The sequence below is a fragment of the Rhizobium viscosum genome, from assembly GCF_014873945.1.
GTDB lineage: Bacteria > Pseudomonadota > Alphaproteobacteria > Rhizobiales > Rhizobiaceae > Rhizobium > Rhizobium viscosum.
On sequence record NZ_JADBEC010000001.1, the window covers coordinates 3,903,879 to 3,917,838 of the forward strand.

The window sequence follows — 13,960 nt, forward strand, 5'->3', positions numbered from 1 at the left end:
CCCCTTGTCGATCTCCACCCTTGTGGGGGGTCCGAAGGACGGGTCGAGACCCGTGGCTCGACCCCGGCAGTCCGGCAGGACAGAGGGGGGTGTCCCACGGCACGACATGCCTGTCATGCACGCAGAATATGTCGGGCGATCGCTGCCCTCAAAAGGTCGTCACGGCCCTGAAGCCGAAAATCGCTGCATTCTGTATCCGCGCATTCGGCTTGTCGGGATCGGCCGCATTGCCGCCGGGCCGGATGACATATTGGAAGAATGGCTGAGCCGTAAACCATGGCGTCACGGCTGCCTGATATGTGGCTTCGATCACGGCTTCGGAACTCGGCACCGGCTGAGATGTCCCGTTGAAGGCATTTTCGGCCTTCACCTGATCGGACATGCCCGAACTCATGCTGGCATAGGCGAAGCTGATGCCGGCAGTGTCATCGTCGCGGCCCGGCAGAAGCCCCTTATAGGCAAGCCCCAGATCGAAATACCAGTTCATGCTGTTGCGCTCCTGCTGCGGTGCTACCGCAACACGGAGGAATCCGTTGAGGCCATTGTCCTTGCTGTCGGGCTCCTGCCAGAGCGTCTGATCGACAACGGCATAGACCGCAAAATTGCCCGAGAGCCGGCGCGGGCTGCCGCTCGAGAGCGGATCTGCGAGCGAAACGCCGTTCGATGCGGTGGTCAGGCTGTCGAACTCTTCCGAATTGTACCAGGCGCCGATCTTGTAGGTGCCCGGTAAGCCGGGATCACCCTTTCCGGGTGTGTAGGCATAGGCCGCCTCGGCGATCGCCAGGACGCCATCGCCAAGCGGAAATCCCAGTCCATTGGCATTGCCGTCGGGGTCGGACCCGGTCGGGCTGCCATTGAAGACGGCGGCCTGCAGCGTCCAGGCATCGTCTGGCTTGACGATGATCTGAGCGCCGGGAACGGCGAAGGGATAGGCCGGTCCGCCTCCGGGAAGATCGGCGGCAAAGATGCCCGGCCATCCGAATGTGGAGTTGACGAAAAGGCTCGCCGTATTGCTGATCGCGAAACTCTGGTCCGCCAGGATCTGCCCGAGCTTGACCGTCACCTTGTCGTCCATGAAGCTCTGCGAGAGATAGAATTCCCCGAGCCTGAAGCCGGGATCGGCTTCCACCGAGGTGACCGTCAGGAGATTGCCGATATCCTTGCCGGACAGGCCCTGACCCTGGATCGCATAGCCGGAAATATGGATGGCGCCGCCGGTCCAGCCGACCAGCCGGTCCATGTCGAAATCGCCCTGCAGCTGGAAAACACCGTCATAGGCCGTTCCCCGTTTCAGGCCGCCCGATACATTGCCGAGCACGTCACTGGTCTGCGACATCGTGAAGGTGACGCCCTGATCGCGCAACCAGTTGCGGTAGCCGTGCCAGTCGCCGGTCAGTGTCGTGTCGGCGTAGGAGGGCGGTGCCGCATCGTCCGCCCGTGCTCCCGCGCCGCAAACAGCAATCGCAAGTGCAAGGGCGGCGCGGGGTAGCTTCTTCATTCGCGTCCCTTTTCCGGAGGCTCTGATTTCGGGCGGTTGCGCAGGCGCCTATCTTGAGCGTTTGTGCGCGGAATCGAGCTTTCCATCATTGGAGTGATTTGCGCGGCAGGGCAAGTTTGTCGGGCGTTTTATGACCGATTGTGCTTGCCCTGTTGCCAGTACGGGACACGTCATCCACGGTCCGGCACGATGCCGTTACGGCCGGGCGACATGCCAGACGCCTTCGGCGCCGTCACCATGGACGTCTCCCGGCTGGGAATCGAAGTGATAGGTGTAGAGCGGCGCGCCGTTATAGGCCCACTGGGTGACACCCGTCGGCCGCGTGACGATGCTCCAGTGGCCGGAAGCCTTGGCGCCGGCCGGTGCTTCGAACGGAGGCCAGGCGAGAGCGCAGAGCAGGGTGCATTCTGACTTTCCGGGCTGGTCCTTGTCGAAGGTGTAAAGCGACTGGCCGTCGGCATCCGTCAGCAGCTTGTGCTGTCCGATCGTTGCGACAGCAGCGGGCGACATGGTCTTTGCCTCTGCGAGCGATGCCGACATCAGGGCGAGGCCGAGGGAAACGAAGAGGGTTCTGGTCATTGCAGACATTTCGAGGTCCTTTCTCTTGTTGCTCCGTGCCTGAAGGGGGGCACATGCGGCACGGGCGGCGTGTGGTTTTGAGGGGGAGGGTTTCAGTCTTGCGGGCAGCTAACCCTTGGCGGCAGGCGCCGGCGGCACCGGCAGAATGATTTCCGAAGCAACCTTCCAGTCCTTTCCGATATGAAGCCAGTCGATGATCATCAGGAAGGGTTTGGGCGTCCCATCCTGGCCGGCATAGGAAACGGTGATGTTCATCGGCGCGTAGGATTCCGCCACGTCGTGCGTCAAGCTGACGACCTTGAGCTTGGTGTAATCAGGCTCGAGCACGACCGGGCCGGATGTGCCGATGTCGTGCAGCTTCCGGTCGATCGCTTCATTCCCCCAGAAACCTGCCCAGTTCCCTTCGGCGGGAATGGCGCTCTTGGCGACGAGGAGGGCTGCGGGAGATTGCCAGAACATGGCGTGAAGCCCCTTGAAATCGTGCCGGTTGGCGAGATCCATCAGCCTGGCGAACTCTGATTTGATCCTCTCCGTGGTCTGAGCGTTCAGGGGGCTTTTGGCGGCGGAAGCAGCAGCCGAAGGCGCGGCGGAAACGGCCAAGGCGATGGCGGCAGCTGACAATGTCCTGTGCATGTCGTTACTCCCTGAGCGACTGTCCTTCAGCCGCATCAGGATCATCGGGTTAGCCGGGATTTGTAACTATACGAAGGTAGAGAAAGCGGTAGATGAAGAGGTGAGTACAAAGTTCGGTGAACCTGATGTGATCGTGTCGGCCTGCCGTCATGAGCACTGCTTGAAAGAGGAGACCGCCATCCGGCTTTGATCGGCTTGATGGGGCGGCTGTCGTTGATGCCGTGCCGTGTAGCACCCCCCTCTGTCCTGCCGGACTGCCGGGGTCGAGCCGCAGGTCTCGACCCGTCCTTCGGACCCCCACAGGTGGGGAGATTGGCTGGGAGCACCGGCTTCCCCAAACTATCAACCTCGCAGAATGAGCAACGTTGAAGAGGTGCGAAGGTCGCGCCACGAGTCAATCTCCCCCCTTGTGGGGGAGATGTCCGGCAGGACAGAGGGGGGTGCTGCACGGCGCGACGCTGCGTACGCTGCTGCGCCAGCGGCTTGGCCGCGGCGTGCGCGATCTGCGGGCGGATCTGAGGTAGGCCGCCCCTTGCAAAATGCCCCTTGCAAAATCGGGCCGCTGCACACAGTTGATGGGTTCAATGATCGTCTGATGGGAGAAAAATGCAGCGTATCAAGACCTGGCTGAACCAGTATGAGCCGATGACGCTCATCACCTTCGCCTGCCTTGCCGGCGGCCTCTTCCTGCTGCAGCGGCTGACGAGCGAGGTGTTGGAGGGAGAGACGCTCGGCTTCGACCAGACGATCCTGCTCTGGCTGCGCCAGCCCGGCGATCTCGGCCAGCCGATCGGCCCGGGGTGGCTTGTTCATGCGATGGGCGACATTACCAGCCTCGGCGGCGTGACCGTGCTGACGATCCTGACACTGCTTGCGACCGCCTATCTGCTGCTCGACCGCAAGACGGTCATTGCCGTCTTCCTGTTCCTCTCGGTTCTCTCGGGCTGGCTGGCGAGCACGGGTCTCAAGATCATCGTTGCCCGCGCACGGCCTGACGTCGTTCCGCATCTCGTCGATGTCAACGACCTGAGCTTTCCGAGCGGTCATGCGATGGTCTCTGCCGTCACCTATCTCACACTCGGGGCGCTTCTCGCCCGCACGCAGCGCTTTCGCGCCACGCGCATCTTCGTCATGGCGGCCGGCATCTTCCTGGCCGTCATCATCGGCCTCAGCCGCATCTATCTCGGGGTTCATTATCCGACGGACGTGGTGGCCGGCTGGGTCGCCGGCTCGCTCTGGGCGCTCGGCTGCTGGCTGATCTCGAAGCGGTTCATTGTGAGGACGGCCGGTGAGGCTGAGAGCGATCGGGGGTGAGGGCGCCACCCCCATCCTCCCATACCAAGTCAGATAAAAGCGAGGTTGAGTCCGGAGCCCCCTCATCCGCCCTTCGGGCACCTTCTCCCCGCTGGGGAGAAGGGGGAACCAGCCGCACCCTTTGCGGCGAATGAGACAGTTCGATGCGGAGCGGGACGTTGCGGCAACCCCTTCTCCCCGGCGGGGAGAAGGTGGCCCGAAGGGTCGGATGAGGGGGCTCCGGACTCAACCTCGCTTTTATCTGACCGGTGAGGGAGGTTGGGGGCACCGCGCAGCTCCAAACAGAGTTCCGGAGCCTTTTGTCACGGCTCACCTTCAAGCGCGATAGTCCCTTCGTTGTCCGGCTTTCGCCAGTTTCATCCCTGGTATCGGGCCGGAAAATCGAGAGTAACGCCGAGGCCGGGATGCCGGTCGGTAAGCGTGATACGGGCGGCGTGCAGATCGGCGATCGCCTTGACGAGGCTCAAGCCCAGGCCGCTGCCTGAGGTCGTGCGGCTCTTGTCGAGGCGGTAGAGGCGGCGGAAGACCAGTTCGCGCTCGGCCTCGGGAATGCCGGGGCCGTCATCGGAAACGCCGGCCGCAAAGCCGTCATCGCCGGCCTGCAGGGCAAGCGTGATCCTGGTCATCGGCGGGCAGTGGTTGATGGCATTTTCCACGAGGTTGACGAAGAGCTGGGTCAGCAGTTCCCGGTCACCATTGACCATGCAGGGGGAGGCGGGCCTGGCGGTGAAGTCGAGCGACTGGCCGTTATCCTCGGCAACGCCGCCGTAGATCTCCGCAACCGAAGCCATGATGTCGCGGATATCGACCGGCCGGAAGCGCGCCTTGCGGGCGCCGGCCTCGATCTGCGAGATGCGCAGCAGCGCCTCGAAGGTGGCGTTGATGCGGTCGCTTTCCTCGCGGGCGTCGATCAGCAGGGTCTGGATATCCTCGCCGCGACCGCCCTGATCGATCGCCTGCTCGACGGTCATCTTCAGGCGGTTGAGCGGCGTCTTCAGGTCATGGGCGATATCTGCGCTCACCTGCCGCATGCCTTCGACGAGGGCCGACAGCCGGTCCAGCGCCTGGTTCATCTGGGTTGCGACGACATCGATATCGTCGCCATTGCCTTCGAGCGGAATGCGCCGCGCAAGATCGCCGGCCGAAACATCGCTCATCGCCCGCTCAATGCCGTCGAGCCGCCGCTGGGCGCGGGCGGCGAAAAAGGCGCCGCCGCCGCAGGCGAGGATGACGATGATGCCGGACGCCCAGACGAAGCTCATCAGGGCGATACGTTCCAGATCGTCGGTGTCGGAATAGCTCTCGCCGACGATCAGCCGGTTGCCGCTGACAGTTCCCGCCTGGATGCGGATGCGGTCATCGCCTCTCACGCCGATATCGCCGGCCTCAACGGTCGACAGGCCGTCCTTCGCCGTAAACAACGAAACATTGCCGGCAAGCCGCTCGCCCTTTTCGTTGACCAGCAGGAAGATGCTGTCTTCGGGGCTGTTGAGGCGGGCATAGGTTGCTACCGCGGCAACGAAGTCTTCCGCCTCCTCGGAAGAAGAGGTGGAGGCGACGACCGAATAGGTGTCGCGCACGGAATCGTCGAGCGCTTCCGCCAGGTCGCGTTTCAGGAGCTGATAGGTGATGATATCAGCCACCATGAAGGCCAGGATGAAGAGCAGCCCGAAAGCAAGCGCCAGCCGAAAGGGCGTACTTCGCCATAGTCTCGAGTTCTTCAGCATCGGACTATCCGAAAACCGCTGCACACTTTTCGGTCCGCTGCTCTGTTTTCTTTGAAGCATCGGATTATCTGAAAACCGCTCCACACTTTTCGGTCCAATGCTCTAGCGCGGCGCATGCAGGCTGTATCCGGTATTGCGCACGGTATGAAGCAGCGGAATGTCGAAAGGCCTGTCGATCTTGGCGCGCAGACGGCTGACATGGGTTTCGACGACGCTGGTCTTCGGGTCGAAATGGAAATCCCAGACGCGTTCGAGCAGCATGGTGCGGGTCAGCACCCGGCCTTCGTCGCGCATCAGCACTTCGAGCAGGGTGAATTCGCGCGGCTGCAGCTCGATCGTCTGGCCCTGCCGCGTCACCTGCCGGCGCACGAGGTCGAGTTCGAGATCGGCCACACGCAGCACCGTCTTCTGCTCCTGCACGGGCGGGCGGCGCGCCAGCGCGTTGACGCGGGCGAGCAGCTCGGAAAAGGCGAAGGGCTTGGTGAGGTAGTCGTCGCCGCCGGCCTCCAGCCCCTCGACGCGGTCGTCGACGCCGCTGACCGAGGTCAGGAAAATCGCCGGCGTGCCGATCCTTGCGGCGCGCACCGCCTTGATCAGCGACAGCCCGTCGAGGCCGGGCACCATCCTGTCGACAACAAGCACGTCATATGGCTCACGCGTCGCCTGAAAAAGCGCGTCGCGCCCGTCGTCGATGACGTCGCAGACGTGGCCCGCCTCGATCATGCCGCGAGCGACAAAATCGGCCGTCCTTTTATCGTCCTCGACGACGAGAATGCGCATAGCCGGTCCAAAGCCTTCACCTGATCGGAAGATTACTCTCACGCCGCACAATTCGCGCAAAATTGTGTCCTCCACCTCATTGAATTCTTACGGATTCGTAAGTCGGGGGAGCCGGTCCGATCCCGGCTATTCCCGCTGCAACACGGTGGCGGAAAACACGAACGCAACAGCGCCGGCCTAGCCATGAGGATGATGGACATGCCGGGTTCGCTGCTGGCATTCTCCCTGCCGCGGGCGCGGTGCTTCCCGGCTGCCTGTCCGGATCGAAGCCCAGGAAAACCGAGTAGATGATGACGACGATCACAAGCATAACCTCGACAATGGCAGCCTCCTTCCTCGGCTCCTTCGTGGAAGTGGTGGAGGCCTTCACCATCATCCTGGCCGTCGGTGTCACGCAGAGTTGGCGGCCGGCCTTTATCGGCACGGGGCTTGCGCTATCAGTGCTCGCGGTGCTGGTACTGGTCTTCGGCCCTTTGCTCGGCCTTGTCCCGATCGACATCCTGCAATTTGCCATCGGCACGCTGCTGATCCTGTTCGGCATGCGATGGCTGAGAAAGGCGATCCTCAGGGCCGCGGGCTTCATTGCGCTGCATGACGAGGAGAAAGCCTTTGCCTCGGAAACGGATGCGCTTGCCCGCCAGTCCGCTGACCGGCGGGCCGATTTTCTGGCGGGCACGGCCGCCTTCAAGGCGGTGCTGCTCGAAGGTATCGAAGTCGTGTTCATCGTGATCGCGACAGGTGCGCGGCCGGGCATGCTGCCCTATGCGAGCGCCGGCGCGCTGATTGCCTGCATCGCCGTGCTCGTCATCGGCTTCCTAGTCCACAAGCCGCTGTCCTCAGTGCCGGAAAATACGCTGAAATTCATCGTCGGGCTGCTGTTGACGGGTTTCGGCATCTTCTGGGTGGGCGAGGGCATCGGCACGCCGTGGCCGGGCGAAGACCTCTCGCTGATCGCCATCTTCGCCCTGCTCGCGGCCTTCTCCTTCATCGCAGTCCGGTGGCTGCGGCAATATCACGACATGCATATGGAGCCCGTCGCCCGATGAGCATTCTCAGGATCGCCGTCAAGGAATTGACCGGCATGTTCATCGATGACGGCGCGCTGGCGCTGTTCAGTCTGCTGCTGGTGCTCGGGGTGGGGCTGGCGGTAAAATCCGGCGCGATTGGCCCGACGGCAGGGGCGGTGTTGCTTGTTGCCGGTTGTCTTGTGATCCTTGCCGAAAGCGTGATGCGGGCGGCGAGGCGGAAGTTTCGGCGGTAGGGGCGTGGAGATAGGCTAGGGTGAGGTTTTCGCCCGGAGCCCCCTCATCCGCCCTTCGGGCACCTTCTCCCCGCGGGGGAGAAGGGGAACCCGCGGCACTATCTACGATGGAATGCGATGACTTGATGGGAAGCGAGGCGTTGCAGCAGTACCCCTTCTCCCCCGCGGGGAGAAGGTGGCCCGAAGGGTCGGATGAGGGGGCTCCAGGCTCAACCTCACTCATCATCGGACTTGGCAGAGGAGGATAGGAACAGCCCTTCCGCTACCTTCCTCTCTCGCGCGCCACGACCAGAATGACCGGCGCCAGGGCGGTGGCGAGCGACCCGAAAGGCAGCCGCTGCAAGGCCTTGCCGACGAGGAAGGCCGCGGCCATGGCGGCCGAGAGTTTCAGCCAGGGATAACGCCCAAGCTGCGCATGGGCGCTGGCATCGGCCCAGCGAATATTTTCCTCCACCACGCTGCCCGCCTGATGGCGGATGATGTGCAGCCGGGCGCGCAGATGATCGATCTGCGCACGCACATCCTCGATCTGCCGCTCGAGCTCCTCGCGCGATGCCGCGCGTTCGACATCGACGATGATTTCCTCGATGGGCGCATCCTCGGCGACCGCATGCAGATAGTCTTCATAGGCCTCCTCGCTCTCAAAACCCTCGGCCTTCGCGTGCCGATCGGCTTTTTCGCGTTCGGGGGCCGGCGTGGGCTCGCTTGCGTCTCTGATCTCGTCCATGCCTTCGATGGCGTCCCTGCCTGTCGTGCTCGCCATTGCCGTCTCCTCTTTCGCTGACGGAGTTCAAACGTTCGAGGCGGAAAAAGGATGCATGAGCGGCGGATCGAGCAGTGGCGTCGCCAGGCCGTTGTTCCAATGCGATCACCTATTTCCCCGGCAACCTGCTCAAACAGTCCAGAATATCGGTCTCGCAGACCGGAACTTCCGCCCGCGCCGAGGCATCATCGAGCCAGCGGTGATAGGCGGCCCAGATCTCCACGTCCTTGTAATTGTAGATCCTGGCCTTCCTGTCGATCCTGCTTGCCGCCAGGGCCTTCGGCGTCACCGCCATATGGAAGATGAGCTCCTTGTATCGCCAGGGTTCCCAACCCTTTTGCCGCTCAAACACGCGCACATGAAAATAGGGATCATCGGCGCGTTCGGGCAGCAGCTTGTAGGCGGCGGCCCAGCGCAGCGTGTTGCCGGTGACGGAGAGGATGACATCCTGCTGTCGCTCGCCGGCCAGGGCGGGGGCGACGGTCAGGCCGAGGGCAAGGAGGAGGGCAGGCAATCTTGAGTGATCCGGCATCGGCTGGTCTGTCTCTTCGGTTTCAGACAGCAGCCTATGCATGCGAAAGTGGCCTGGCAATTTCGATGTGGCCGGCACGGATGGTTTTGCATCCTTGGCCGATACAATGCTAAGAGCCACCCATGACCCTATCAACAGAGCTAGACTGCCAGGCCTGCGGCGCGTGCTGTTCCTATTCGAGCGAATGGCCGAGGTTCACCACCGAAAGTGAAGAGGACCTCGATCTGCTGCCGGCTCAATTCGTCTCGGCAGATCAATCGGGCATGCGCTGTGATGGCGAGCGTTGCTCTGCGCTTTCAGGCACCATCGGTTCGAAAGTATCATGCGTGATCTACGGCCTCAGGCCGGACGTCTGCCGCACATGCCTTCCCGGAGACGACGCCTGTTCGACGGCGCGCAAGGCCTTCGGGCTGGCGTAGCTGCCTTGCCGGGATCTTGCTCTTGAAGGGAGCCTGATCTCGTCATGGCAATCGCAGGGGCATCGCCAAGTCATCGTATCAGAACATTGCTCCCTTCTGGTGCTCCACCGCGAGGAAGGGCCGGGCAGATTTGACGCAGATGGCGCCGTGCCGGAGCTTCGGCGCCACCTGCCGCTCGATCCGGCCCGCCATTCAATCCAGAAGATCGGCCGGCACCTTGCCGCCGTTTTCCGAGAGCTTTTTCATCAGCGCCTTGTGGAGGAAGATGTTCATCTTCGCGCTGTCATTGGTATCGCCGGTATAGCCGAGTTCGGCTGCTAGCTCCTTGCGTTCTGCAAGGCTCGCATCCATTCCGAGCGCCTTCATGAGGTCGACGATCGAATGGCGCCAATCGAGCTTCTGGCCGGATTTCTTCACCGCCGCGTTCAGGATCTGCTCGATATCGGCGCTACTTGCCTGAGTGGGGCTCGCCTGAGTGGGGCTCGCTTGAGCCGGCGGCGGCGCGCCGGTCGCGGGTTCGGTTACCGGCGGAGACCCGGTGGCTGCGGTCGGCTGAGCAGCAGGGGGAGCGGCGGATGCGGGCTCCGGCACGGGTGCTGCCTGTGCTTTGCCGAAAATCGCGTTCTTGATGCGGTCGAAAACGCCCACGGGGAAACCCTCCTCTTGTGGTTGCGATGGGGATGACCGAGAGAGAAGTAGGGTGGCGGCGCGATCCGCAAAGGTGGCGGACGGGAATCATGGGTCGTGAGACGCGGTTCGCAGGTATTAAACGTCTGCGTCCGGCATACCCCCCTCTGTCCTGCCGGACATCTCCCCCACAAGGAGGGAGATTGGCTGGGGGCACCGGCTTTCCCAAACAATCAACGTTGCAGCCCGGCGAAAAGGTGGAGAGGCGGGAGGTGCAGGCCGCTTGTCGATCTCCCCACCTGTGGGGGAGATGTCCGGCAGGACAGAGGGGGGTGCCGCGCACTCGGCGTCAATATTACGCCTCCACCCGATCAAGAAAACTCGTTCGCCCGCGGCCCGGCCAGCGTCACGCGCCAGGTTGATCTCGCGCGAAAATCCTGTGTCGCCAGAAATGTATAGGGCGTGGCTCTCCAGGGCTTCACCCCATTGTTGAGGTTGTCGAGCACATAGTCGCCATCGTCCATGCGGGCGATCAGCACGACATGGTTCTCGTCATGCGGGCCGATCACCACCGAGAGCGCCAGGCGGTTTGCCGGAAATCCGGCGTCGATCAGGTCCTTCATCTTCTGCAGGGCGTAATCCTCGCAGTCGCCCCGGCCGCCGACGGGCAGGGTCCAGTCGTCGGTGGAGCGGTCCTCCGTCGAGCGGACGGTGAGGTTCACGGCGCGGGTGACCTTGCGCAGAAGCGGCATGCCCGCCTGTTCAGCCGGTGCCCGGCCGCCTCTCTGAGCGGACGTCTGATGGCAAAGCCAGCGATAGCTGGCGCAGGCAGAAGCGAATCCCACCGGGGCGCCGATATTCCTGCCGACAGGCAAAGGCTGCCCGGCAAATGCTTGAAATTGCGTCGGAAAAAACACGAGGGAAACAAGACAAAAAAGCCATCGCATGAATCACCCCCTTTATTGTGCGCGGGGAAGATAACATAGTTTATACTAAAACTTTAATAAAATTTATTACTTGCGTAATTAACTATAGATTAAAGAGTTGTGCCATTATCCACGATTTATTCTTGGAATTAACAGGTCGCTAATATAAGAATTCCCTCAGTTAACGGTTTGTTAACTTTGGGAGAGAAAAGATGTTCCGTAAAGCAGCGAAGTATAGCGTCGCCGTTGCTTACCTTCTGGCAAGCAGCAGCCTCACAATGGCCGCGCCGGCAGTTGTAAACTGCGCCAAGGCCGCGCCGGGTTCGATCGAGGCCAGATTGTGCCTGCCGACGAAATCCATCCGCACCGACAATGACAGCCGCACGGTCAACAACGACAGCAGCGGCAACCGTTTCGGCAATCGTTCCGGCGGCCGCTCCGGTTCCGGCTCCGGCTCGCAGGCCTCGAATCAGAGCTCTTCCGGCGACCAGAACACCGGCGGCAATGGCGGCAGCGGAAACACCGGCGGCAGCGGCAATAGCGGAGGCTCCGGTCCTGGTGATGGTGGCGGCTCCGGTCCTGGTGATGGTGGCGGCTCCGGTCCTGGTGATGGTGGCGGCTCCGGCCCCGGCGATCACGGCGGCGGTCACGGGGGGCATCATGGCGGCAAGGACCATGACCACCACGGTGGCGGCAGGGATCATGGCCACGGCGGCGGCAAGGATCATGGCCACGGTGGTGGCAATAGCGGCGGCCACGGCGGCGGCAATGACGGCGGCAACAGCGGCGGCAATGGCGGCGGTAACAGCGGCGGCAATGGCGGCGGCAACAGTGGCGGCAATGGCGGCGGCAACAGTGGCGGCAATGGCGGCGGCAACAGTGGCGGCAATGGCGGCGGCAACAGTGGCGGCAATGGCGGCGGCAACAGTGGCGGCAATGGCGGCGGCAACAGTGGCGGTAACAGCGGCGGCAATGGCGGCGGCAACAGTGGCGGCAATGGCGGCGGCAACAGCGGCGGCAATGGCGGCGGCAACAGCGGCGGCAACGGCGGCGGCAATGGCGGCGGCAACAGTGGCGGCAATGGCGGCGGCAACAGTGGCGGCAATGGCGGCGGCAACAGCGGCGGCAATGGCGGCGGCAACAGCGGCGGCAACGGCGGCGGCAATGGCGGCGGCAACAGTGGCGGCAATGGCGGCGGCAACAGTGGCGGCAACGGCGGCGGTAACAGCGGCGGCAACAGTGGCGGCAACAGTGGCGGCAATAGCGGCGACAACGGTGGTGGCAACGGCGGCGGCAATAGCGGCGGCAACAGTGGCGACAACGGTGGTGGCAACGGCGGCGGCAATAGCGGCGGCAATAGTGGCGACAACGGCGGCGGTAATGGCGGTTCCGACAATGGCGGCAAGGGCGGCAAGGGCGGCCACGGCTGATCCGGCATTCTGAACCGGAAGATGGGCTTCAGAGATCAAGCCCATCTTTCAATGGCGGTATCGGAAATGCGGCCCGGTGACTGTGTCTTTTGCCACTCTCTGCCGGGCGCATTCCCTTTCCTTCCTCATTCCTGTGCCCGCGTGCTGGCGCTAAGGATGTCACAGGAATCCAGTGCCGCGCCTTGGGCGCGGCGAGTGGCTCCAGGTATCGAGTAGGAGCCATTTGCGCCCGAGGGGAGCGGGCGCTCTGGATCTCCGTGAGATAACCCGGGCTGGGCCGGGAACACGGAGACGAGGGGGGAGAGGGGTATTTTGAGGGGCCGGCATCCCGATATCGGGAGGGGGGTGCCGGTTGGGGGGCAAAAAGGGGGTGCCGCAAGGTGCCCCTTTTTTGTTGTGCGGGTTCATAGGATTGGAAGCCTTTGCCGGGATTGGCGAATGCGTGTTGGTCGGCCCCACAATCCGATCCGTCGCGCATGGCACCCATTATGGCAGTTGCTCGCCGATTGATGATTTTGTCAAATTGTGACAGACCGTTGCGTATGGCAACAACAATAGATTTTTCCGAAATGCAGGCTTTCATCGCCGTGGTGACGGAAGGCTCCTTCACCGCTGCGGCGGAACGCCTCGAAACCGACAAGGCGCAGGTGAGCCGCATTGTGCGGCGAATGGAAGAGAAGCTCGGCGCGCGGCTTTTGAACCGATCGACGCGACACCTCAGCGTCACGGAAGTCGGGCGCGACTATTTCGAACGCGCCTCATCGATCCTGACTGCCGCCGAAGCGGCGGAAGCCTCAGTGGCGCAACAGGCCCAGGAGCCGAAGGGGCGGCTCAAGGTGACCGCGGGAGCAGAATTCGGAACGACCCAGGTCGATGGCTGGATTGCCGCATTTCTGCGCAAGTGGCCAAAGGTCGCCGTCGAGGCGGAATACACGAACCGTCTCGTCGACATCATTCATGAAGGTATCGATGTGGCGATTCGCATCGGCCCGCTGCAGGACTCGGAGCTTTCGGCCCGCAGGCTCGGAGAGCTGACCTACGGACTGTACGCTTCTCCCGAATATCTGCAGAACGCGGCGTCCATTCGCACGATCGACGATCTGAAGCACCACGACCTCATCATGCATGCGCCGCGCGGTCGTCCGGCCTGGACACTGGTCAATGGAGAGAAGACGGCGAAGGTCTCGCGAGAGCCGCGCTGCGTGCTCAACAACACTATGGCCGCCAGGAACCTGGCGCTGTCAGGCCTGGGGATCGTGCAGCTTCCGAAATACATGGCCGAACATCATGTTGGCGACGGCTCTCTGGTCGGCGTCTTGCCGGGCTGGGCGCGTGTCCCCGTGCCTGTTCATGCCGTCTTCGCCTCGACGCGCTTTATGGACCCGAAAGTGCGGGGTTTTGTCGACCTCTGCCGCGACCGTTTCGGGCGTGACCTCGAAAGTTTGCGCTGATCTCGTCCATTGTCGGTTCC

At 62.8% G+C, this 13,960-nt stretch carries 15 protein-coding genes and 2 pseudogenes; 6 read left to right on the forward strand and 11 right to left on the reverse strand.

The window, feature by feature from the left end; translation table 11 throughout:
* Positions 1–148: 148 nt before the first annotated feature.
* The 3 genes from H4W29_RS19300 to H4W29_RS19310 form a co-directional block, all read right to left on the reverse strand.
* Entirely contained in the window at positions 149–1,498 is a 1,350-nt protein-coding gene (locus H4W29_RS19300; protein ID WP_192730344.1) for a carbohydrate porin, read from the reverse strand.
* A 195-nt stretch (positions 1,499–1,693) separates the two neighbouring features.
* Complete coding sequence (locus tag H4W29_RS19305; RefSeq protein WP_312872310.1) at positions 1,694–2,086, reverse strand: COG4315 family predicted lipoprotein; 393 nt, start codon at positions 2,084–2,086, stop codon at positions 1,694–1,696.
* A gap of 99 nt (positions 2,087–2,185) precedes the next feature.
* A complete protein-coding gene (locus H4W29_RS19310; protein ID WP_192730345.1) occupies positions 2,186–2,710 on the reverse strand; it encodes a hypothetical protein in 525 nt (174 codons plus the stop codon).
* A gap of 606 nt (positions 2,711–3,316) precedes the next feature.
* On the opposite strand from H4W29_RS19310, the gene H4W29_RS19315 reads away from it, so the two are divergent.
* Positions 3,317–4,024, forward strand: a complete 708-nt coding sequence (locus H4W29_RS19315; RefSeq protein ID WP_192730346.1) for a phosphatase PAP2 family protein — start codon at positions 3,317–3,319, stop codon at positions 4,022–4,024.
* Positions 4,025–4,058: 34 nt separating this feature from the next.
* Here the strand turns inward: H4W29_RS19315 and H4W29_RS34405 are convergent.
* The 3 genes and pseudogenes from H4W29_RS34405 to H4W29_RS19325 form a co-directional block, all read right to left on the reverse strand.
* Positions 4,059–4,299 (reverse strand): annotated as a pseudogene (locus H4W29_RS34405) (hypothetical protein); the annotation flags it as partial.
* 81 nt (positions 4,300–4,380) lie between these two features.
* Positions 4,381–5,751, reverse strand: a complete 1,371-nt coding sequence (locus H4W29_RS19320; protein WP_246517247.1) for a HAMP domain-containing sensor histidine kinase — start codon at positions 5,749–5,751, stop codon at positions 4,381–4,383.
* Positions 5,752–5,853: 102 nt separating this feature from the next.
* Complete coding sequence (locus tag H4W29_RS19325) at positions 5,854–6,531, reverse strand: winged helix-turn-helix domain-containing protein (RefSeq protein WP_192730348.1); 678 nt, start codon at positions 6,529–6,531, stop codon at positions 5,854–5,856.
* Positions 6,532–6,821: 290 nt separating this feature from the next.
* On the opposite strand from H4W29_RS19325, the gene H4W29_RS19330 reads away from it, so the two are divergent.
* Both H4W29_RS19330 and H4W29_RS19335 read left to right on the forward strand, forming a co-directional pair.
* Complete coding sequence (locus H4W29_RS19330; protein ID WP_192730790.1) at positions 6,822–7,577, forward strand: COG4280 domain-containing protein; 756 nt, start codon at positions 6,822–6,824, stop codon at positions 7,575–7,577.
* Complete coding sequence (locus tag H4W29_RS19335) at positions 7,574–7,792, forward strand: hypothetical protein (RefSeq protein ID WP_192730349.1); 219 nt, start codon at positions 7,574–7,576, stop codon at positions 7,790–7,792. The genes H4W29_RS19330 and H4W29_RS19335 overlap by 4 nt, the downstream gene beginning before the upstream one ends.
* 31 nt (positions 7,793–7,823) lie before the next feature.
* Here the strand turns inward: H4W29_RS19335 and H4W29_RS34410 are convergent.
* The 3 genes and pseudogenes from H4W29_RS34410 to H4W29_RS19345 form a co-directional block, all read right to left on the reverse strand.
* Positions 7,824–8,015: pseudogene (locus H4W29_RS34410) on the reverse strand (hypothetical protein); the annotation flags it as partial.
* A gap of 39 nt (positions 8,016–8,054) precedes the next feature.
* The gene (locus H4W29_RS19340) at positions 8,055–8,555 is read right to left on the reverse strand and encodes a hypothetical protein (RefSeq protein ID WP_192730350.1); all 501 of its coding nucleotides are present in this window, start codon (positions 8,553–8,555) and stop codon (positions 8,055–8,057) included.
* Between the two features lie 109 nt (positions 8,556–8,664).
* On the reverse strand, positions 8,665–9,069 hold the full coding sequence (locus tag H4W29_RS19345; protein WP_246517248.1) for a DUF5086 family protein: 405 nt from the start codon (positions 9,067–9,069) through the stop codon (positions 8,665–8,667).
* Positions 9,070–9,209: 140 nt separating this feature from the next.
* On the opposite strand from H4W29_RS19345, the gene H4W29_RS19350 reads away from it, so the two are divergent.
* Positions 9,210–9,506, forward strand: coding sequence for a YkgJ family cysteine cluster protein (locus H4W29_RS19350; protein ID WP_192730351.1), 297 nt, complete (start codon positions 9,210–9,212; stop codon positions 9,504–9,506).
* Positions 9,507–9,698: 192 nt separating this feature from the next.
* Here the strand turns inward: H4W29_RS19350 and H4W29_RS19355 are convergent, their stop codons facing one another.
* The gene (locus H4W29_RS19355) at positions 9,699–10,154 is read right to left on the reverse strand and encodes a DUF3597 domain-containing protein (RefSeq protein WP_192730352.1); all 456 of its coding nucleotides are present in this window, start codon (positions 10,152–10,154) and stop codon (positions 9,699–9,701) included.
* Positions 10,155–10,504: 350 nt separating this feature from the next.
* Positions 10,505–11,080 (reverse strand): transglutaminase-like cysteine peptidase, encoded by a 576-nt coding sequence (locus H4W29_RS19360; RefSeq protein ID WP_192730353.1) that lies wholly within the window; start codon positions 11,078–11,080, stop codon positions 10,505–10,507.
* Positions 11,081–11,271: 191 nt separating this feature from the next.
* Between H4W29_RS19360 and H4W29_RS19365 the strand changes: the two genes are divergently transcribed.
* Positions 11,272–12,489 carry a hypothetical protein gene (locus H4W29_RS19365; RefSeq protein ID WP_192730354.1) on the forward strand — a complete coding sequence of 406 codons (1,218 nt, stop codon included), beginning with the start codon at positions 11,272–11,274 and terminating at the stop codon, positions 12,487–12,489.
* A 542-nt stretch (positions 12,490–13,031) separates the two neighbouring features.
* Positions 13,032–13,940 carry a LysR family transcriptional regulator gene (locus tag H4W29_RS19370; RefSeq protein ID WP_192730355.1) on the forward strand — a complete coding sequence of 303 codons (909 nt, stop codon included), beginning with the start codon at positions 13,032–13,034 and terminating at the stop codon, positions 13,938–13,940.
* Positions 13,941–13,960: the final 20 nt, after the last annotated feature.

Excerpts from the sequence above, each read along its gene's own strand:
- H4W29_RS19300 (WP_192730344.1), bottom strand. The coding sequence starts at position 1,498 with ATGAAGAAGCTACCCCGCGCCGCCCTTGCACTTGCGATTGCTGTTTGC.
- H4W29_RS19305 (WP_312872310.1), bottom strand. The coding sequence starts at position 2,086 with ATGTCTGCAATGACCAGAACCCTCTTCGTTTCCCTCGGCCTCGCCCTG.
- H4W29_RS19310 (WP_192730345.1), bottom strand. The coding sequence starts at position 2,710 with ATGCACAGGACATTGTCAGCTGCCGCCATCGCCTTGGCCGTTTCCGCC.
- H4W29_RS19315 (WP_192730346.1), top strand. The coding sequence starts at position 3,317 with ATGCAGCGTATCAAGACCTGGCTGAACCAGTATGAGCCGATGACGCTC.
- H4W29_RS19320 (WP_246517247.1), bottom strand. The coding sequence starts at position 5,751 with ATGCTGAAGAACTCGAGACTATGGCGAAGTACGCCCTTTCGGCTGGCG.
- H4W29_RS19325 (WP_192730348.1), bottom strand. The coding sequence starts at position 6,531 with ATGCGCATTCTCGTCGTCGAGGACGATAAAAGGACGGCCGATTTTGTC.
- H4W29_RS19330 (WP_192730790.1), top strand. The coding sequence starts at position 6,822 with ATGACGACGATCACAAGCATAACCTCGACAATGGCAGCCTCCTTCCTC.
- H4W29_RS19335 (WP_192730349.1), top strand. The coding sequence starts at position 7,574 with ATGAGCATTCTCAGGATCGCCGTCAAGGAATTGACCGGCATGTTCATC.
- H4W29_RS19340 (WP_192730350.1), bottom strand. The coding sequence starts at position 8,555 with ATGGCGAGCACGACAGGCAGGGACGCCATCGAAGGCATGGACGAGATC.
- H4W29_RS19350 (WP_192730351.1), top strand. The coding sequence starts at position 9,210 with ATGACCCTATCAACAGAGCTAGACTGCCAGGCCTGCGGCGCGTGCTGT.
- H4W29_RS19360 (WP_192730353.1), bottom strand. The coding sequence starts at position 11,080 with ATGCGATGGCTTTTTTGTCTTGTTTCCCTCGTGTTTTTTCCGACGCAA.
- H4W29_RS19365 (WP_192730354.1), top strand. The coding sequence starts at position 11,272 with ATGTTCCGTAAAGCAGCGAAGTATAGCGTCGCCGTTGCTTACCTTCTG.
- H4W29_RS19370 (WP_192730355.1), top strand. The coding sequence starts at position 13,032 with ATGGCAACAACAATAGATTTTTCCGAAATGCAGGCTTTCATCGCCGTG.